This window comes from Crassaminicella profunda (assembly GCF_019884785.1).
GTDB lineage: Bacteria > Bacillota > Clostridia > Peptostreptococcales > Thermotaleaceae > Crassaminicella > Crassaminicella profunda.
On sequence record NZ_CP082326.1, the window covers coordinates 3,542,200 to 3,561,227 of the forward strand.

Below are 19,028 nucleotides of genomic sequence, written 5' to 3' on the forward strand. Positions count from 1 at the left end.
AAACCAATTTGTAGACAGTTTTTTAATAAATCATCTTTTACCCTTCTACTTTGATATACCCTTTTTTCACCAATTTGTTAATATGGTCATCTACCTTTTCTTTTATACTAATCCCATATTCTTCTTCAAGTACAAACATCATGGATACTGCAACTTGAGCCACATCTAAAAGCTCATTACTAATCATTTCCACGACTTCCTTTTCTTTTAAATTAACTTTTTCGCCATTCATTCCTCTAAATTTTCCTATTGCCTGTGCCAATTCTCCAGCTTCTTCCATTAGCTTTAAGCAAGTAGATTCAAGACCTGGCTGTAGATTATTTAATTTCGGTAAACTAATCTGCTTAAAAGTTGTATATTGATCCATTATTTTTTCTCCCTTCTAGATTATATTTTTCTCTATCTATTTTATACTTTTTTTTAAGCTAAACAAAGTATTTCAAAAACATTTTTAAGCTTCTCTTGATTTTTTCGCCATATTCATATATAATTTTATTAAAGTTTTCTATTTATTCATATTTTTTTAATTATTTGCATTTTTTTACTAAACTCTACATAATCTCTTGTTAATCGAGAGACTTTTTGAGTTTTTTGTCATTTTTTGAAAAGGGGGAAGAAAAATGTCAGGAACTGAGCTAAAGAAGAGGATTGAAGAAACAAATGTAGAATTATGTACACTGCTAAGTACCAAGCATTACAATTTACTAGAAAAGGATATTATCAAATGTAGTCAAAAACTTGATACATTGATTGTAGAATATATGCAAACATTATCTTAAGAAACCTTCACGGTTTCTTTTTTTCTTTACTTCAATAAAAATCCATACTGTAAGTTTCTCTATGCTCCTACAATCTACTTTCGTAATAAGTAAAAATATAAAGCAGACAACACAGTCTGCTTATTTTGAAGTCAATGTTTTATTTTTCTTTTCTTCTAATCTTTTATTTACAAATCGCCTGATAGCCATAATAATTACGGATATAGCTGGAACACCTAAAAACATACCCATTACACCAAACAAACTTCCTCCTAAAACAATCGAAAATATAATCCAAAGTGGACTAACACCCATTTTATCTCCTAATATTTTAGGTCCTAAATATAATCCGTCAAATTGTTGCAATAACATAAGGAAAAGAAGTACCCACAAGGCTTTTTTTATACTAACAAAAGCTACAAAAATAAACCCAATAATTGCACCTATAAAAGGTCCAAAATAAGGAATCATATTTGAAATCATTACCATAATCCCAATTAACAATGCATATGGGCTTTTCATCAAATATAATACACCTAAAGCAATTAATCCAATAATAAATGAATCAATAGATTTTCCTATAACAAATTTTACAAAAGTATGATCTGCTTCTTTGCAAAACTTCTTAAAATGATCTACATAATCATCATCAAATATTGCTCTCAAAAATCTTTCTGCATTTTTTAACAATTTATCTTTATCAATCAAAATATAAAAAGAAACGACCAATGATAAAAGAATATTTAATGTCCTTGAGGTAATAGCAATAATACTAAACAGTAAATTGGTTAAACTAGCCTTAAATATTTGACTTCCTTTACGAAATAACTCATTAATATTTTTTTGTAACTCCTCTTCGATATTATATATATCTTGTGCATATAAATCATCAATCCAATTCACAATTCTGTGTTCATGATCTTCTATAAATGTGGGAAGGGTACTCAACAAATCTTTAATACTCATAGCAATTCTTGGAACAACCAAAGATATGACTATTACTATAAATAATATAAATAATATAAATACAAGGACTGTACTAATCAATCGATTATACTTCGTATTTTCTTTAAATTTTGAAATTTTAGTCAGTAAATTGAATTCGAACCACTTAACCATTGGATTTAGAATATATGCAATGAGTACAGCTGCTATAAACGGTTTTAATACACTTATAATGGTTCCCATTTTTACAGAAATAGAATAATATAAATCATTCATATTATCCATAAACTTATAAAATATAATGGAAAAAATAATCACTATGAATAGATTCATATAATGTCCAAACTTTTGCCTCTTATACCACCCCTTCATCCAAACACCCCCTTTTCTTTAATAGGTTTATTATATATAATTGTATCCATTTTAGCTATAGTTGACACAAATAGCTTCTACGAAATTTTAACTTTTGTTCTTTGATCAAATCATATCTTCAGTTTTCAAATTATACATATATCATTTAAACTTATCAGCACATTAAAATTTTTTACCTTTAAAAACTTTCCATATATATTATAGATTAATGATCCACATTTTTTAGTTTCCTATTTTACTAGAAAGTATAAAACACTACTCAGTCGTAAACTAAGTAGTGTTTCTTGTTTCCATATATAAATAATTCGAAGATAAAAAATATTATCTTTTTGAGAACTGTGGTGCACGTCTTGCTTTCTTTAATCCGTATTTCTTTCTTTCTTTCATTCTTGGATCTCTTGTTAAGAAACCTGCTTTTTTAAGGATAGGTCTAAGCTCTCCTTCAGCTTTTAATAAGGCTCTTGAAATACCATGTCTTAACGCTCCAGCTTGTCCTGTGAATCCACCACCATGAACTTTTGCTATAACGTCAAACTTACCTTCAGTTTCAGTAAGTGCAAGAGGCATTCTTACGTCTCTTTTTAATGTTTCATAATTAAAGAAATTATCTATATCTCTTCCGTTGATTGTAATTTTTCCTTCTCCAGGAACTAATCTAACTCTAGCAATAGAAGTTTTTCTTCTACCTGTTCCGTAGTATTGTACTTTAGCCATTATATTTCCTCCTTCCCTATCAAACTTATATATCTAATATTTCTGGCTTTTGAGCGTCATGATTATGCTCAACACCACTGTATACTTTTAACTTTTTAAACATTTGTCTTCCTAAACTATTCTTTGGAAGCATTCCTTTTACAGCAAATTCAATAATTCTTTCAGGATGCTTTTGTAATAATTGCTTATAAGTCATTTCTTTCATATGACCTACATAACCTGTATGATGTCTATACATCTTTTGATCCATTTTCTTTCCTGTTACTTCAACTTTTTCTGCATTGATGATGATTACATAATCTCCTGTATCAACGTGTGGTGTATATGTTGGTTTGTTTTTTCCTCTTAAAATTGATGCAACTTGTGAAGCTAAGCGACCTAATGTCTTTCCCTCAGCGTCCACTACATACCACTTTCTTTCTACTTCATGTGGCTTAGCAACGAATGATTTCATGTATTTCCCTCCTAGCACTACTTTTCATAATTTATCACGTCTATATTTAAAAAAACCGGGGCTAGTGGTTTTTTTAATATGCACATTACCAAATTATTATATTACATGTATCCGTGTGTGTCAAGGAATAATCTAGCTTTGATAAAAAACTTTTGCAAGATATAATCCTTGTGGCGGTGCCGTATGACCAGCCTTCTCTCTTTTACAAGATTTAATAATCACAGGTAAATCTTTTAATTTTATTTTTCCTCTTCCTACATCCACTAAAGTACCTGCTATAATTCTTACCATATTATATAAAAAGCCATTTCCTTTTGCTTCTAGAATCAACAGTTCATCTTTTTCGTATAAATTCAATTCATGAATAGTTCTTACTGTATTTACTATGCTACTTCCTGATGCCATAAAGCTTTTAAAATTATGTTCCCCAATAAAATAATTTGTAGCTTCTTTCATTTTTTCTAGATCTAAATCATATGTTACAAAATATGTATAGTTAAAAAGAAGTGGATTACGTATCTTATTATTATAAATCTTATATATATATTTTTTCCCTTTAGCATTGTATCTAGCATGAAAATCTCGTGGTACTTCTACCGCCTCTCTAATAGATATATCCTGTGGCAATAGAGCATTTAATGCTATAGGAATTTTCTCAATAGGCATAGTAAACTCCTCATAAAAATTAGCTATCTGACCCATTGCATGAACCCCTGCATCCGTTCTACCTGAACCATTAATCTTTATAGGCTTTTTCATTATTTTCGTTAAAGCCTTTTCGATCTCCTCCTGCACCGTTCTTGCATTAGGCTGTATTTGCCAACCACTAAAATTTGTACCATCATATTGGATTGTTAGTTTTACATTTTTCATATACTCACCTTTATCATTGATCTTTTTATAGCATTTATCACTCAATGGAATTTTTCTAGCATTTACTTGAAATTTTCCCATTTTTTAAGTATTATATAGTTTTCTATATTGTAAAAAATAGTCACAATATATGAAGATCACGACTTATTATTTTTCTTCTGTGATTGTATTATAAAATAAATTATTAATATAATAATAACAATGATGCTTTTAACAATTATAGTATTTACTCCAAATAAATCTAAAATAAATGATAATACAAAATAAGTTATAAAACCAAGTATAAAACCCTTGATTGTATCTTTCTTAAACATAAAATTCGCCTCCTATATGCAAATTCAATTCTATTAAATATATACTTTCTAAAATCATTAAACTTAAGTCATGATATTCTACTATTGAGTCTTAAATAACACAACAGATTCTCTCACTATAGCAAAAGAATCTGTGCATTTAAATCATTATTCCTATACTTATATAAATCGATCTAAAAGTATAGCTGCAAATACTATACATGTAAACATGCCCGCTAAAAAATCTCTCCTATGAAGAGACAATTCTCTCATTCTTGTTCTATTTTCTCCACCTCTATAGCACCTAGCTTCCATAGCCATAGCCAATTCATCTGCTCTTCTAAAAGCACTAATAAAAAGAGGCACTAATAAAGGAACCAAGCTTTTTGCACGACTTAATATATTACCACTCTCAAAATCAGCACCCCTTGCCATCTGAGCTTTCATAATTTTATCCGTCTCCTCCAAAAGTGTAGGAATAAATCTTAAAGCAATGGTCATCATCATAGCTAATTCATGAGCTGGTACACCTATTCTTTTAAATGGATTAAGAAGCTTTTCTATACCATCTGTAAGCTGTATAGGTGATGTTGTAAGGGTTAATATTGAAGTTCCTATAATAAGAAGAATCAATCTTGTACCCATAAAAACAGCTTGATGAACACCTTCTAAGGTAATATCAAATGGTCCTAATTGATATATTATTTCTCCTTTTGTCATAAAAATATTAATACTAAAGGTCAAAATAATAATTAAAAATAGTGGCTTAAGACCTTTAATCATATACTTTAAAGGTACTTTCGATAAGAAAATGGTTGTTCCTAAAAAAAATAGTACATATATATATGCTGAAAAATCTTTCACAATAAATAGTGAAGCAATATACATAAATGTTGAGAGAATCTTTACTCTTGGATCCAACCTGTGTATGATTGAACTTGCTGGATAATATTGTCCTATTGTAATATCTCTTAGCATTTTATTTTCTCCCCATTATCTTTAATATTTCATTTTTTGCATCTTCCACTGTAAAGATCTCTTCTTTTACTGACATTCCCATAGATTTAAGCTTTTTCATGAGATAAGTAATCTGAGGCACACCCAGTCCAACACTTTTTAGAAATTCTGCACTTTTAAAAACTTCCCTAGGCTTTCCTGTTAATACCACATTTCCCTTATGCATAACAATAATCCTATCTACCAGTCTTGCAATGTCTTCCATACTATGGGACACTAGTATAATAGTCATTTTGTATTTTTCGTGAAGGCTTTTTATCTGATTTAAAATTTCATCTCTCGCCCTAGGATCAAGACCTGCTGTAGGCTCGTCTAATATTAATACCTCAGGTTTCATTGCAATAACACCTGCTATGGCTACTCTTCTTTTTTGTCCTCCACTAAGTTCAAAAGGAGAGCGATCCTTTATTTCCTCATAAGAAAGTCCTACAAGCTCAATGGCTTCTTTTACTCTATTTTCAATTTCTTTTTCATCAAGTCCTAAGTTAGTAGGCCCAAATGCTACATCCTTATAAATAGTTTCTTCAAAAAGCTGATGCTCTGGATATTGAAATACTAGCCCAACTTTTTTCCTTATCTCTTTAAGGGATACATCCTTTTTAGTAATATCAAATCCATTAATAATAATTTTGCCTGCTGTAGGTTTAAGTAACCCATTCAAATGTTGTATAAGTGTAGATTTGCCAGAGCCAGTATGTCCAATAAGACCTATAAATTCTCCCTTTTCAACGGTTAAACTTACATCGTTGAGTGCTGTTGCTTCAAAAGGACTATTTTGATTATATATATGTGTTAAATTTTCAATTACTATTGACATAAATACTTCACCATCTCATCTACTGTTAATATATTTGTTGGAATATGAATTCCTTCTTTCTTAAGTTGGTCTGCAAGCTCTGTTACTTGAGGTACATCTAAGCCTAATTTCTTTAAGGTATCTACTTGTGAAAATACTTCTTTTGGCGATCCTTCTAATACGATATTTCCTTCTTCCATTACCACAACCCGATCAGCATTTACAGCTTCATCCATAAAATGAGTAATATGAACAATAGTAATACCTTCTTCTTTATTGAGCTTTAGGATAGTATCCATAACCTCTTTTCTTCCCACTGGATCAAGCATTGCAGTAGGTTCATCTAGAATAATACATTCTGGTTTCATGGCAATAACCCCTGCAATAGCAATTCTCTGCTTTTGCCCTCCTGATAATAGATGAGGACCTTTCTTTCTAAATTCTATCATTCCTACAGCCTCTAGGGACTCTTCTACTCTTTTTCGTATTTCTTTTGGTTCAACCCCTAAGTTTTCAAGTCCAAAGGCTACATCTTCTTCTACAACAGTTGCTACAATTTGATTATCAGGATTTTGAAATACCATTCCTGCAGTTTGTCGTATATCCCAAGTATTTTCCTCTTTTAAAGTATCTAAACCTCTCACATAAACCTTTCCACCACTTGGAAGCAGTAGCGCATTCATATGTTTTGCCATTGTTGATTTTCCTGAGCCATTATGGCCAATAACTACTAAGAACTCACCTTTTTTTACTTTTAAAAAAACATTCTTTAGTGCCTTAACTTTTTCTTCTTCATCTTTTCTATATTCATAGACTAGATCCTGTATTTCTATAATATTTTCCATAAAATCACCTTATCCATATATTATCCCCTTATAGGTATGTGAACTATAAATTTTTATGCCCATGTTGCAATAAATACACTATATACACTATAATATTATACCTTTTATTTATACCTCTGTGAATATTAATTTCAATATGCTTATATTTTCTATAAATACATGATTCTTTCTATACAAGGACTATACAATTTCTATATTCATAAAATTGAAGTTATATAGCTGTACAACTTCAATTTTTACTTTCTTCATTAATACAGGTCATGTTCATCCTTATAGCACAAATAACATTTCTTACCATATTGTATCTTTCATAATATTGATCCTTAACTTTTATAATAGCTTACTTTTATTGATGAACAATATTAATTCCTGATACTCTTAACGCAATCTTTACAGCTTTATAAATGATTATCGTCATTAATATATTTGCAAAGGCAGTAGGTAACACAATTCCCATAAATAGTACTTTAAAAGAAGCAGGAAGACCTACAATAAAGCTAGCAGCTGTTAAAAATACACTACCACTAATGAGCGTTCCAATGAAGCTTATTATTCCTACATAAATTATATTATTTATTCTTTCTCCCATTATTTTGACTATAAAATATACGATTATACAAGTTATAAACTTATCAACTATATTGGGCAATTGTCCTCCTGGGAATGTAGTTGTCATGGCTGTAATCATTCCACCTAAAAAAGCAGTAAGAATTACATTTTTAAATTCTTTATTGATAAAAATACAAACAAATATAACAGATAACATTAAATCAAATTTCATTCCAGCAATCACACCAGGTATAATTTGACGCAAAATAAATCCTATGGCAATCAGTAATGCTGTTAATATATTTTTTCTTAAATTCATGATAAACATCTCCTCTTTTTTGTATTTTTTTATTTTTATATTTCCAATCTACTTCATCTATTGTTCACAACATACTGACCACCTCCCTAAAAATTCAAATAAAAAATTCGCATTATGCTATGGCATATGCTCATCTCGCCAACGAAAATTCAAAACTTACTTTTGAATTTTCCTTTGCTCAAAGCTGTCCAAACAATTGTACTTTGTAATAACTATCCACAATTTTAAAATTTTATAATTTCCTATAACGTAAAAAAAGCCCTTCATCCCTATAAAGGGACGAAAAGCTGTTCTTTCGCGGTACCACCCTAATTAGATAGTAAAAACTATCTCACTTATTAGATACGGAGATTTTTCTCGATATCCTGTTTCTATAACGGGAAACCCCCGGCTTAAGCTACTCTATAAATTTTCACCAAGCTTCTCCCAGGTCCATTCACCAGACACCCTCCCATCGGACTTCCACTATCTCCGACTCGCTGTAAGTTAGATATTCTGACTACTACTCCTGCTCTAAGAATTGCGAATTTTAAGTTAAAATTATTTTAATCTATATTTCAAAAAAAGTCAAACATTTTTTATGAAAATTTGAAAAAGCAAAACAGTTTACACGCTCTTATATAATAAAATAAAAGGGACTAAGTTATTCACTTAATCCCTTATCTCACTATACTAATTCTATGATAACCATTTCAGCTGCGTCTCCTCTACGAGGTCCTAGCTTTAAGATTCTTGTATATCCACCATTTCTCTCTTGATACTTTGGTGCGATTTCATCAAATACTTTTTTTACTACTGTTTCATCTAATACAAAAGAAAGTGCTTGACGTCTTGCATGTAAATCTCCTCTTTTTCCAAGAGTAATCATTTTTTCTGCAAGCTTACGTGTTTCTTTTGCTCTTGTATCAGTAGTTTTAATACGACCTTCTTTTAACAGGCTTGTAACAAGATTTCTAAGCATTAGATTTCTATGCCCTGTTGGACGGCCTAGTTTACGATGTCCTGCCATGTCTTTTCCCTCCTTTTACCTATACTATTCTTCACTAGGTTTTAAGCCCAAACCAAGTTCATGTAGTTTGTGCTGTACTTCTTCAAGGGATTTCTTACCTAGGTTTCTTACTTTCATCATGTCTTCTTCTGATTTTTCAGTAAGCTCTTCTACTGTATTAATTCCAGCTCTTTTTAGACAATTATATGATCTAACAGAAAGTTCAAGTTCTTCAATGGTCATTTCCATTACTTTTTCTTTCTTGTCTTCTTCTTTTTCTACCATAATCTCCACATTATCTACATGGTCTGTTAAATCAATGAATAATCTTAAGTGATCATTCATGATTTTAGCGCCTAAAGAAGCACCTTCATCTGGTTTTATACTACCATCCGTCCATATTTCAAGAGTAAGCTTATCATAATCTGTAACTTGCCCAACTCTTGTATTTTCCACGTGATAACTAATTTTTCTAACAGGAGTATAGATAGAATCAACAGGGAGCACACCTATAGGCATTCCTGGTGTCTTGTTGTTCTCCGCTGGAACATATCCTCTACCCTTAGAAAGGAATATTTCCATTACTAATCTTGCATCATCTTCTAATGTTGCAATATGAAGATCAGAATTTAATATTTCTACATCTGCATCTGCAATAATATCACCTGCAGTTACCGGTCCTGGTCCTTGGGCTTCAATTCTCACAACCTTTGGTTCATCAGAATGAATTTTTGCAGATAAGTCTTTCAGGTTTAAGATGATTTCTGTAACATCTTCCTTTACTCCAGGAACTGTAGAAAACTCATGAAGTACACCATCAATCTTAACAGATGTAACAGCAACGCCTGGAAGAGATGACAGAAGTATTCTTCGTAAGCTATTGCCTAATGTAATACCATAACCTCTCTCTAGAGGCTCAACAACAAATTTTCCATAAGTATTGTCTTCACTTAGTTCGACACACTCAATTTTTGGCTTTTCTATTTCAATCATAATTTTAACCCTCCTTATTTCTTTTTATCTATACACTATGAGGGTAACTGATTCTAATACTTATTATCTTGAATATAACTCGACAATTAAGTGTTCAGCTATTGGAATGTCAATATCTTCTCTAGTTGGTAGTGTTACTACTTTTCCCTCTAAGCTTTCAGCATTTACCTCTACCCATTTTGCTACAGTTGGTGCAGCTTCAATCATTGCTTTAAACTTAGGAGAACTTGCACTTTTTTCTTTTACTTTCACTACATCACCAACAGAAACTAAGAAAGAAGGAATATCAACTTTCTTACCATTTACTGTAAAGTGTCCATGTCTTACTAATTGTCTTGCTTCTTTTCTTGAAGCTCCAAATCCCATTCTGAATACAACATTATCTAATCTTGTTTCAAGAATTGTTAGTAAGTTTTCACCAGTGATCCCTGACATCTTATCAGCTTTTTCAAAATACGCTTTAAACTGAGATTCTAATAATCCATAAAATCTCTTAGCTTTTTGCTTTTCTCTTAATTGTAAACCATAGTTAGATATTTTTTTTCTTCCTTGTCCATGTTGCCCTGGAGCATATTCTCTTCTGTTTACTGCACATTTATCTGAATAACATCTTTCACCTTTTAAATATAGCTTTTGTCCTTCTCTACGACAAAGCCTACAAGATGGTCCTGTATATCTTGCCATTATTCTTACACCTCCTAATCCTTCTTAAACTCTTCTACGTTTTGGTGGTCTACAGCCATTGTGTGGTACTGGCGTAACATCTTTAATTAAGTTTATTTCAAGTCCTGCTGTTTGAAGAGCTCTGATTGCAGCTTCTCTTCCAGCACCAGGTCCTTTTACGTATACTTCAACTGTTTTTAAACCATGTTCCATAGCAGATTTAGCTGCTTCTTCTGCTGCCATTTGTGCTGCAAAAGGAGTAGATTTTCTTGAACCTCTAAAGCCTAATCCACCTGCACTAGCCCATGATAGTGCGTTTCCTTGTAAATCAGTAAGCGTAACAATCGTATTATTGAAAGTTGACTGAATATGTGCTTGACCACGTTCTATATTTTTACGCTCGCGTTTTTTTCTACGAGTTTTCGCTACTTTTTTAGCTACCATGTCATTTACCCTCCTTTACCTATTTCTTCTTACGTCCAACTGTTCTCTTAGGTCCTTTTCTAGTTCTTGCATTTGTTTTAGTCTTTTGACCTCTTACTGGAAGACCTCTTCTATGACGTATTCCTCTATAACAACCAATTTCTTTTAATCTTTTAATATTTAAAGCGATCTCTCTACGAAGATCTCCTTCAACTTGATGTTCTGCATCAATAATTTGTCTTAACTTACCTACTTCATCTTCAGTAAGATCTCTTACTCTTGTATCAGGATTTACTCCTGCTTTTCCTAATATATTATTAGACATTTTTCTACCTATACCGTAGATATATGTTAAACCAATTTCTACTCTCTTTTCTCTTGGTAAGTCGACACCAGCGATTCTTGCCATTTTTCTTTACACCTCCTAAATCTGTACTCCTAAAAACACTTTTACTAAACAAGCTATATATAATATTAGCTATAAGATTTTTAGTCTAATTAGAGACTAACTGCAGCCGCGCACTTATATACTAACATTTATACCATGAGTTTACGTGAAACCAATTTGCAAAACACTAGCTAAAGATTTAACCTTGCTTTTGTTTATGCTTAGGATTTTGGCAAATAACCATCACTTTGCCTTTTCTTTTAATAATCTTGCATTTTTCACATATAGGTTTAACGGATGCTCTAACTTTCACTGTTATCCCTCCTTAATCACTTGCCTTTGCCTCGCCAAGTAATTCTCCCTCTTGTTAAATCATAAGGGGACAATTCAATTGTAACTGTATCACCAGGTAAAATTCTGATGAAATTCATACGAAGCTTACCAGAAATATGTGCTAGTATCTCATGTCCGTTTTCCAACTTAACTTTAAACATGGCATTAGGCAGAGCTTCTACGACTGTGCCTTGAACCTCTATAACATCATTCTTTGCCATTAGGAAATTAACCCTCCCATTCCTAGGTTAACTAAGACCCAGTTTTTCCAGTTCACGCCTCAAAAGTAAATTATTTATCTTATCGTTATTTTCTATCCTGTTCTTTACTTCATCACTAATTATATTATACTTTTGTAAGTGCTTCATCTTTTTTTTCTTTGATTTATCAATTTTTCTTAAGTCTCCGTCAGCTATAAGTACATATTGTTCATCAACAATATCTAGCACAATAAATGCTCTATCCTTATCTCTTCCAGCTTTAGACTTAACAATTTGACCAACTGCAATTTCATGAGTCGTATCCACTTTTTTCACCTCTTGAGCCTAAAGGCTTGTTAAAATAATCGGATCATCTTTTGTAATGACGATTGTATGTTCATAGTGAGCCGAAGGCTTTCGATCTAAAGTAACAACAGTCCAATCATCTTCAAGAACTTTCACTTTAAAAGTTCCCATATTCACCATTGGTTCTATAGCTAAAGCCATTCCAGATTTCAATCTAGGACCCTTTCCTTGAGGTCCATAGTTAGGAATTTGTGGATCTTCATGCATCTCTTGCCCTATTCCATGACCTACAAAGTCTCGAACAACAGAAAAGCCGTTGCTCTCTACATAAGTTTGTATAGCATGAGAAATATCAGATAATCTGTATCCTTCTCTACAAAACTTAAGTCCTTCATAAAAGCTTTGTTTCGTCACATCTATAAGCTTTTGAACTTTATCAGTTACTTTTCCTACAGGGTGAGTTTTCGCAGAATCACCATTATATCCTTTAAAACTAGCTCCAATATCCACACTTATAATATCGCCATCTTTTACCACTTTTAATCCAGGTATTCCGTGAACGACTTCCTCATTGATTGAAGCACAAATACTTGCAGGAAATCCATATAATCCTTTAAAAGCTGGTATACTACCATGTTTTCTTATTTCTTTTTCTGCAATTTCATCAAGTTCCTTTGTAGTAATACCAGGTTTTATAGCATTACGTACTGCCTCATGTGCATGAGCTACGATTTTTCCTGCTTCTTTCATATACTCAATTTCCGTGTTTGACTTTAAGATAATCATTTTATTTTTCTCCTAAAGCAGCTACAATATCCTCAAATACTTTATTGATCTCTTGTTGACCATTAATTGTGGCTAACACTTCTTGATCTTTGTAGTAATTAATTAATGGTTGTGTTTCATTAAGATATACTTGAATTCTCTTAGAAACTGTCTCTTCCGTATCATCTGCTCTTTGATGTAGCTCTTTTCCACATTTATCACATACTCCATCCTCTTTCGGAGGGTTGAATTTCACATGGAATGTTGCTCCACAAGTTTTGCAAACTCTTCTTCCAACAGCTCTTTCTACTAGTACACTTTTATCTACATCCACATTAATTACTTTATTTAAAGATACATTCATTTTTACAAGCACTTTATCTAATTCTTCAGCTTGTTTTACTGTTCTAGGAAATCCATCAAGTAAGAAACCATTCTTGCAATCATCTTGTTGTAACCTATCTTCTACAATTGCTACAACTAGTTCATCTGGAACCAAAAGTCCTTGATCCATATATTCCTTTGCTTTGTTTCCAAGTTCCGTTCCCTCTTTAATATTTTTTCTGAATATATCACCTGTTGATATATGAGGTACATGAAACTTTTCAACGATTCCTGAAGCTTGTGTTCCTTTTCCTGCCCCTGGAGGCCCTAATAAGATTAATCTCATTAATATCATCTCCTGAGTTTTAATGAAGGTACACATGGGGAGTATCCCCATGATGTCCTATCTATTTTAAGAAACCTTGGTAGTGTCTCATCATCATTTGTGCCTCTACTTGCTTCATGGTCTCTAATGCAACCCCTACTGCAATTAAAAGCGATGTTCCACCAAATCTAAATTGAAGATTTGTAAATTGTAGTATAATCGTAGGCATTACTGCAATCAACGCAAGGAATACAGCACCTGCTAATGTAATTCTATTTAATACTTTACCTAAATACTCTGAAGTTGGTTTTCCTGGACGAATTCCTGGAATAAAACCACCATTCTTTTTCATATTATCTGCAACTTCTACTGGATTAAATGTAACTGCTGTATAGAAGTAAGTAAAGAATATAACTAGAATCATATATAAAGCGGAGTAAATCCAAATTCCAGGATTTCCCGTTGGTGATAACCATTTCTGTACAAAGCTTGAAAATCCACCACCTTGGAAGAAATATGTTAATGTTAATGGGAATTGAAGTAGTGAAATCGCAAAGATTACCGGAATAACTCCTGCTTGATTCACCTTCAGTGGAATATGCGTGCTATGTCCCCCATACATTTTTCTTCCAACCACTCTTTTTGCATACTGTACAGGAATCTTTCGTGTACCTTGTTGTATTGCTACAACACCTGCTATAACAAGTATTGCTATTATCGCAAATACAACTAAAGAAACGATGGAAACTTCTCCTACTTGCCATTTTTTAAATGTTTGTGCTACGCCTAAAGGAAGTCTAGAAATGATACCCGCAAAGATGATTAGAGAAATACCATTTCCTATTCCATTTTCAGTAATTTGTTCACCTAGCCACATTAAGAAGGCTGTTCCAGCTGTTAGGGTAAGTACCACAAGACTTACAGACCAAAAGTCTTTTGCAATAAGTGCTTGATTGAATAAACCAACACTTACACCTGTAGCTTGAATCAAAGCTAATACAACAGTTCCATATCTTGTATACTGTGCAATCTTTTTTCTTCCTTCTTCACCTTCTCGAGCTAAAGCTTCTAAACTAGGTATCGCAATTGTTAAAAGCTGCATAATAATTGATGAAGTGATGTATGGTGTAATACTTAGGGCAAATATTGTAAACTTACCAAAAGCTCCTCCTGAAAATAGGTTGAATAAACCAAATATACCATTTTCTCCTTGCTGGAATAACTGAGCTAAAACTTTAGCATTTATTCCTGGAACAGGAATGGTTGAGCCTAATCTAAATACTACCATCATCATCAATGTATATAGCATTCTCTTTCTTAAATCGGGAATTTTCCAAGCATTTCTTAGGGTAGATAGCACGTTAGATCACCTCTGCCTTTCCTCCAGCAGCTTCAATTTTCTCTACAGCTGACTGGCTGAATTTATGTGCCTGTACAGTTACATTCTTTTGTAACTCGCCATTACCTAATACTTTGACACCATCAACAACCTTTTTGATGATTCCTTTTTCTAAAAGTAATGCAGGAGTTACAACAGTACCTTCATCAAACTTATTTAACGTATCTATATTAATAATTGTCCATTGCTTTTTAAATATATTTGTAAAACCTCTCTTAGGTAGTCTTCTGTATAGAGGCATTTGACCACCTTCAAATCCAGGTTTTACACTACCACCACTACGAGATTTTTGTCCGTCTTGTCCACGTCCAGCAGTTTTACCTTGTCCTGTAGCAGTTCCTCTTCCAAGTCTTTTTCTGTTCTTTGTTGAGCCTTCTGCAGGTCTTAACTCATGTAGCTTCATGGTTACACCTCCTTAACCTATATTTCTTCTACTTCTACTAAATGTCTTACTTTTTGAACCATACCTCTCATTTGAGGATTGTCTTGTTTTTCTACTGTTTGTCTAATTTTCTTTAGCCCTAGCGCTTCCACTGTCTTTCTATGCTGAGGCTTGGACCCTATAGTACTCTTCACCAATGTTATTTTTAACATATTAGCCAAGGTCTTTCCCCTCCTAACCTAATAGTTCCTCTACAGATTTACCTCTAAGTCTTGCAACTTCTTCAACTGTTTTTAAGTTTTTAAGTCCTTCGATAGTTGCATTAACCATGTTTCTTGAATTGTTTGTTCCTAATGATTTTGCTCTTACATCTTTAATTCCTGCAAATTCTAAAACGGCACGTACAGGTCCACCTGCAATAACTCCCGTACCTTCACTAGCTGGCATAATTAATACTTTTCCAGCTCCAAAATGTCCCTGTATTCTATGAGGGATTGTTGTACCTACTCTTGGAACGTAGATTAAATTCTTTTTAGCAGCTTCAATTCCTTTTTTGATCGCATTTGGAATTTCTTGCGCTTTACCTGAACCGATTCCAACGTATCCATTTTCATCTCCGACAACAACAGTTGCACTAAATCTGAAGGTTCTACCACCTTTTACAACTTTTGTTACACGGCTTATATTAATAACTGTCTCTTTTAAATCCAGTTTGCTCGCATCAATAAGTTGACGTTTCATTCATTTCCCTCCTTATCCTAGAATTTTAGACCAGCTTCTCTTGCACCTTCTGCTAGTTCTTTTACTCTACCATGATAAATATATCCGCTTCTATCAAATACAACAGTGTTAATTCCTTTTTCTAATGCTCTCTTTGCAACAAGTTCTCCTACTAATTTAGCAGCTTCCTTGTTTCCTTTATTATCTACTGTAATTTCTTTATCTGAAGTTGAAGCAGCAACTAAAGTTTTTCCTGCTACATCATCGATAATTTGTGCATACATATTGCTTAAGCTTCTGTATATGCTTAATCTTGGGCGTTCAGGAGTTCCAGACACTTTTTTACGGATTCTTAAGTGTCTTTTTTGTCTTTTTGCGTTTTTGCTCTCCTTATTAATCACTTCTTTTCACTCCTTTCCTTACTTACCTGCTTTCCCTTCCTTACGGCGGATTACTTCGTTCTCATATTTGATACCTTTACCTTTATATGGCTCAGGCTCTCTCCAAGATCTGATTTTAGCAGCGTAGTTTCCTACTAATTGCTTATTGATTCCCTTTACAATAATTTCATTTTGATTAGGAACTTCTGTTGTAATACCTTCAGGATCAATCATCTCAACTGGATGTGAAAACCCTAAAGTCATTGCTAACTTATTCCCTTGTTTTGCTGCACGATAACCTACACCATTGATTAACAGCTTTTTCTCATATCCTTTTGTTACACCAACCATCATATTGTTAATCAACGTACGGCTTAATCCATGTAACGATCTATGAACTTTATTGTTTGTAGGTCTCTCTACTGTTAATGTATTTTCTTCTACAGTAAGTTTCATATCTTTGTTAATTTGTTCTTGTAATTGTCCTTTTGGGCCTTTTACAGTAACAAGATTTTTCTCATCTATCTTAATTTCTACCCCATCTGGAATTACGATTGGTAGTCTACCTATCCTTGACATAGCTGCACCTCCTATACCTTAAAATTATCTATTACCAAACGTAGCAGATAACTTCTCCTCCAGCTCCTAGTTTTCTAGCTTCCTTATCAGTAACAATACCGTTAGAAGTTGAAAGAATAGCTATTCCTAGTCCACCTAATACTTTTGGTATTTCATCTTTTTTTACATATACTCTTAAACCTGGCTTTGATATCTTCTTAAGTCCACTAATAACTCTCTCTTTATTGATTCCGTACTTCATTTGTAATCTGATAATTCCTTGTTTTCCATCTTCAATTACATCGTATCCTTTAACAAAACCTTCTTTAAGAAGGATTTCAGCAACGGATTTCTTCATATTTGAAGCAGGGATATCTACTGTCTCGTGTTTCACTATATTTGCATTTCTTATACGCGTAAGCATATCTGCAATTGGATCTGTCATCATGGTATAAGTACCTCCTTCCCTATATTTCTTACCAGCTTGCTTTCCTAACGCCTGGTATTTCACCTTTATATGCTAATTCTCTAAAGCAAATACGGCAAATGCCAAATTTTCTTAAATAAGCATGTGGTCTTCCGCAAATTCTACATCTATTGTATTCTCTAGTTGAGAATTTTTGTTTTCTTGCTTGTTTGATTTTAAGAGCTTTTCTAGCCACTACTTTCCCTCCTTCTTATCTAGCGAATGGCATTCCTAATAATTTTAGCAACTCGCGTGCTTCCTCATCAGTTTTCGCAGTCGTAACAAATATAATGTCCATTCCTCTTGTTTTATCAACTTTATCATACTCGATTTCAGGGAATATTAATTGCTCTTTAATTCCTAGGGCATAATTACCTCTACCATCAAATGAATTAGGGTTTACACCTCTAAAGTCTCTTACCCTTGGTAGTGCAATGTTGAATAATCTATCAACAAACTCAAACATTCTTTCGCCTCTTAAAGTTACTTTTGCACCTACAGGCATACCTTCACGAACTTTAAAGTTTGCAACAGATTTTTTTGCTCTTGTAACGATAGGCTTTTGTCCTGTAATCGTAGATAACTCTGCTACAGCAACTTCTAGAAGCTTCGAGTTATCTTTTGCATCTCCTAATCCCATGTTCACAACAATTTTTTCTAATTTTGGGATTTCCATTGTACTTTTATATCCGAACTTTTCCATTAAAGATTTTGCTACATCATTAGTATATAGTTCTTTTAATCTAGCCACCGTTTTAACCTCCCTTCAAGCTTCAGTATTACTCAATTACTTCTCCGGTCTTTTTAGCTACTCTTACTTTTTTTCCATCTTCTAAAACTTTATATCCTACTCTTGTAGGCGCATTTGCTTTTTTATCCCAAAGCATTACATTTGATACATGAATTGGTCCTTCTTGGTGAACAATTCCACCTTGTTGTACCTTTGCTGTTGGTTTTTGATGCTTTGTAAGCATATTTACACCTTCAACGATTACTCTATCTTTTTTAGGTAATGCTTCTATCACTTTACCTTTTTTACCCTTATCTTTTCCTGATATAACTACTACCATATCACCTTTTTTTATGTGCATTCATTACACCTCCTCAAGCTATAGCACTTCTGGTGCAAGTGAAACGATCTTCATGAAATCTCTTTCTCTCAATTCTCTTGCAACCGGCCCGAAAATACGAGTTCCTACAGGTGTTTTATCTTCTTTGATGACAACTGCTGAATTCTCATCGAATTTTATATAACTTCCATCAGCACGTCTAGTACCGAACTTACTTCTTACTACTACAGCCTTAACGACTTGTCCTTTTTTAACAACACCGCCTGGTGTTGCATTTTTAACTGTACAAACAATCACATCACCAATACTTGCATATTTACGCTTAGAACCACCTAATACACGAATACATAATAGTTCTTTTGCTCCTGAATTGTCTGCAACTGTTAGGCGTGTTTCTTGTTGAATCATAG

General features: G+C 32.9%; 31 protein-coding genes and 1 other annotated feature. Of the genes, 1 reads left to right on the plus strand and 30 read right to left on the minus strand.

Features of this window, described 5'->3' with window-relative positions:
- Window positions 1–37: 37 nt before the first annotated feature.
- On the minus strand, window positions 38–367 hold the full coding sequence (locus tag K7H06_RS16330) for a MazG-like family protein (RefSeq protein WP_223037094.1): 330 nt from the start codon (window positions 365–367) through the stop codon (window positions 38–40).
- Between the two features lie 253 nt (window positions 368–620).
- Between K7H06_RS16330 and K7H06_RS16335 the strand changes: the two genes are divergently transcribed.
- Window positions 621–779 carry an aspartyl-phosphate phosphatase Spo0E family protein gene (locus K7H06_RS16335; protein WP_223037095.1) on the plus strand — a complete coding sequence of 53 codons (159 nt, stop codon included), beginning with the start codon at window positions 621–623 and terminating at the stop codon, window positions 777–779.
- 120 nt (window positions 780–899) lie between these two features.
- On the opposite strand, the gene K7H06_RS16340 is transcribed toward K7H06_RS16335, so the two are convergent.
- From K7H06_RS16340 to rplN, 29 genes are all read right to left on the minus strand, one after another.
- A complete protein-coding gene (locus tag K7H06_RS16340) occupies window positions 900–2,075 on the minus strand; it encodes an AI-2E family transporter (RefSeq protein ID WP_223037096.1) in 1,176 nt (391 codons plus the stop codon).
- A 321-nt stretch (window positions 2,076–2,396) separates the two neighbouring features.
- Window positions 2,397–2,789 (minus strand): 30S ribosomal protein S9, encoded by a 393-nt coding sequence (rpsI, locus tag K7H06_RS16345; RefSeq protein WP_223037097.1) that lies wholly within the window; start codon window positions 2,787–2,789, stop codon window positions 2,397–2,399.
- Window positions 2,790–2,814: 25 nt separating this feature from the next.
- Complete coding sequence (rplM, locus tag K7H06_RS16350; protein ID WP_223037098.1) at window positions 2,815–3,243, minus strand: 50S ribosomal protein L13; 429 nt, start codon at window positions 3,241–3,243, stop codon at window positions 2,815–2,817.
- A gap of 132 nt (window positions 3,244–3,375) precedes the next feature.
- Window positions 3,376–4,116 carry a tRNA pseudouridine(38-40) synthase TruA gene (gene truA, locus K7H06_RS16355; protein ID WP_223037099.1) on the minus strand — a complete coding sequence of 247 codons (741 nt, stop codon included), beginning with the start codon at window positions 4,114–4,116 and terminating at the stop codon, window positions 3,376–3,378.
- 473 nt (window positions 4,117–4,589) lie between these two features.
- Window positions 4,590–5,387, minus strand: a complete 798-nt coding sequence (locus K7H06_RS16360; protein ID WP_223037100.1) for an energy-coupling factor transporter transmembrane component T family protein — start codon at window positions 5,385–5,387, stop codon at window positions 4,590–4,592.
- 1 nt (window position 5,388) lies between these two features.
- Window positions 5,389–6,243, minus strand: coding sequence for an energy-coupling factor transporter ATPase (locus K7H06_RS16365; protein WP_223037101.1), 855 nt, complete (start codon window positions 6,241–6,243; stop codon window positions 5,389–5,391).
- Complete coding sequence (locus K7H06_RS16370) at window positions 6,234–7,067, minus strand: energy-coupling factor transporter ATPase (RefSeq protein ID WP_223037102.1); 834 nt, start codon at window positions 7,065–7,067, stop codon at window positions 6,234–6,236. Before K7H06_RS16370 ends, K7H06_RS16365 begins: the two co-directional genes overlap by 10 nt.
- 346 nt (window positions 7,068–7,413) lie before the next feature.
- Window positions 7,414–7,935, minus strand: coding sequence for a tryptophan transporter (locus tag K7H06_RS16375; protein ID WP_223037103.1), 522 nt, complete (start codon window positions 7,933–7,935; stop codon window positions 7,414–7,416).
- Between the two features lie 272 nt (window positions 7,936–8,207).
- Window positions 8,208–8,460: a binding site (T-box leader), on the minus strand.
- Between the two features lie 142 nt (window positions 8,461–8,602).
- Entirely contained in the window at window positions 8,603–8,944 is a 342-nt protein-coding gene (gene rplQ / locus K7H06_RS16380; protein ID WP_223037104.1) for a 50S ribosomal protein L17, read from the minus strand.
- Window positions 8,945–8,968: 24 nt separating this feature from the next.
- Window positions 8,969–9,916, minus strand: coding sequence for a DNA-directed RNA polymerase subunit alpha (locus K7H06_RS16385; RefSeq protein ID WP_223037105.1), 948 nt, complete (start codon window positions 9,914–9,916; stop codon window positions 8,969–8,971).
- A 63-nt stretch (window positions 9,917–9,979) separates the two neighbouring features.
- On the minus strand, window positions 9,980–10,600 hold the full coding sequence (gene rpsD, locus K7H06_RS16390; RefSeq protein ID WP_223037106.1) for a 30S ribosomal protein S4: 621 nt from the start codon (window positions 10,598–10,600) through the stop codon (window positions 9,980–9,982).
- A 24-nt stretch (window positions 10,601–10,624) separates the two neighbouring features.
- Window positions 10,625–11,023 (minus strand): 30S ribosomal protein S11, encoded by a 399-nt coding sequence (rpsK, locus tag K7H06_RS16395; RefSeq protein ID WP_223037107.1) that lies wholly within the window; start codon window positions 11,021–11,023, stop codon window positions 10,625–10,627.
- A gap of 19 nt (window positions 11,024–11,042) precedes the next feature.
- On the minus strand, window positions 11,043–11,411 hold the full coding sequence (gene rpsM / locus K7H06_RS16400; RefSeq protein ID WP_223037108.1) for a 30S ribosomal protein S13: 369 nt from the start codon (window positions 11,409–11,411) through the stop codon (window positions 11,043–11,045).
- 178 nt (window positions 11,412–11,589) lie between these two features.
- Window positions 11,590–11,703 carry a 50S ribosomal protein L36 gene (gene rpmJ, locus K7H06_RS16405; protein WP_223037109.1) on the minus strand — a complete coding sequence of 38 codons (114 nt, stop codon included), beginning with the start codon at window positions 11,701–11,703 and terminating at the stop codon, window positions 11,590–11,592.
- Window positions 11,704–11,719: 16 nt separating this feature from the next.
- Entirely contained in the window at window positions 11,720–11,944 is a 225-nt protein-coding gene (gene infA, locus K7H06_RS16410; RefSeq protein ID WP_223037110.1) for a translation initiation factor IF-1, read from the minus strand.
- A gap of 27 nt (window positions 11,945–11,971) precedes the next feature.
- Window positions 11,972–12,250, minus strand: coding sequence for a KOW domain-containing RNA-binding protein (locus K7H06_RS16415; protein ID WP_246637557.1), 279 nt, complete (start codon window positions 12,248–12,250; stop codon window positions 11,972–11,974).
- 18 nt (window positions 12,251–12,268) lie between these two features.
- Window positions 12,269–13,015, minus strand: a complete 747-nt coding sequence (gene map, locus K7H06_RS16420; protein ID WP_223037112.1) for a type I methionyl aminopeptidase — start codon at window positions 13,013–13,015, stop codon at window positions 12,269–12,271.
- Between the two features lies 1 nt (window position 13,016).
- The gene (locus K7H06_RS16425) at window positions 13,017–13,664 is read right to left on the minus strand and encodes an adenylate kinase (protein WP_223037113.1); all 648 of its coding nucleotides are present in this window, start codon (window positions 13,662–13,664) and stop codon (window positions 13,017–13,019) included.
- 61 nt (window positions 13,665–13,725) lie between these two features.
- Entirely contained in the window at window positions 13,726–15,003 is a 1,278-nt protein-coding gene (secY, locus tag K7H06_RS16430) for a preprotein translocase subunit SecY (protein ID WP_223037114.1), read from the minus strand.
- 1 nt (window position 15,004) lies between these two features.
- Window positions 15,005–15,445, minus strand: coding sequence for a 50S ribosomal protein L15 (gene rplO / locus K7H06_RS16435; RefSeq protein ID WP_223037115.1), 441 nt, complete (start codon window positions 15,443–15,445; stop codon window positions 15,005–15,007).
- A gap of 17 nt (window positions 15,446–15,462) precedes the next feature.
- Window positions 15,463–15,636 carry a 50S ribosomal protein L30 gene (gene rpmD, locus K7H06_RS16440; protein ID WP_425514959.1) on the minus strand — a complete coding sequence of 58 codons (174 nt, stop codon included), beginning with the start codon at window positions 15,634–15,636 and terminating at the stop codon, window positions 15,463–15,465.
- Between the two features lie 22 nt (window positions 15,637–15,658).
- Window positions 15,659–16,165, minus strand: a complete 507-nt coding sequence (rpsE, locus tag K7H06_RS16445; protein WP_223037117.1) for a 30S ribosomal protein S5 — start codon at window positions 16,163–16,165, stop codon at window positions 15,659–15,661.
- Window positions 16,166–16,182: 17 nt separating this feature from the next.
- A complete protein-coding gene (rplR, locus tag K7H06_RS16450; RefSeq protein WP_223037118.1) occupies window positions 16,183–16,545 on the minus strand; it encodes a 50S ribosomal protein L18 in 363 nt (120 codons plus the stop codon).
- 18 nt (window positions 16,546–16,563) lie between these two features.
- Window positions 16,564–17,103 (minus strand): 50S ribosomal protein L6, encoded by a 540-nt coding sequence (gene rplF / locus K7H06_RS16455; protein ID WP_223037119.1) that lies wholly within the window; start codon window positions 17,101–17,103, stop codon window positions 16,564–16,566.
- Window positions 17,104–17,134: 31 nt separating this feature from the next.
- Window positions 17,135–17,527 carry a 30S ribosomal protein S8 gene (rpsH, locus tag K7H06_RS16460; RefSeq protein WP_223040058.1) on the minus strand — a complete coding sequence of 131 codons (393 nt, stop codon included), beginning with the start codon at window positions 17,525–17,527 and terminating at the stop codon, window positions 17,135–17,137.
- Window positions 17,528–17,558: 31 nt separating this feature from the next.
- Complete coding sequence (locus tag K7H06_RS16465) at window positions 17,559–17,744, minus strand: type Z 30S ribosomal protein S14 (protein WP_223037120.1); 186 nt, start codon at window positions 17,742–17,744, stop codon at window positions 17,559–17,561.
- Between the two features lie 15 nt (window positions 17,745–17,759).
- Window positions 17,760–18,299 carry a 50S ribosomal protein L5 gene (gene rplE / locus K7H06_RS16470; protein ID WP_223037121.1) on the minus strand — a complete coding sequence of 180 codons (540 nt, stop codon included), beginning with the start codon at window positions 18,297–18,299 and terminating at the stop codon, window positions 17,760–17,762.
- Between the two features lie 28 nt (window positions 18,300–18,327).
- Window positions 18,328–18,639: a 50S ribosomal protein L24 gene (rplX, locus tag K7H06_RS16475; RefSeq protein WP_223037122.1), complete on the minus strand. Its 312-nt coding sequence runs from the start codon at window positions 18,637–18,639 to the stop codon at window positions 18,328–18,330.
- Between the two features lie 18 nt (window positions 18,640–18,657).
- Window positions 18,658–19,026, minus strand: a complete 369-nt coding sequence (gene rplN, locus K7H06_RS16480) for a 50S ribosomal protein L14 (protein ID WP_223037123.1) — start codon at window positions 19,024–19,026, stop codon at window positions 18,658–18,660.
- Window positions 19,027–19,028: the final 2 nt, after the last annotated feature.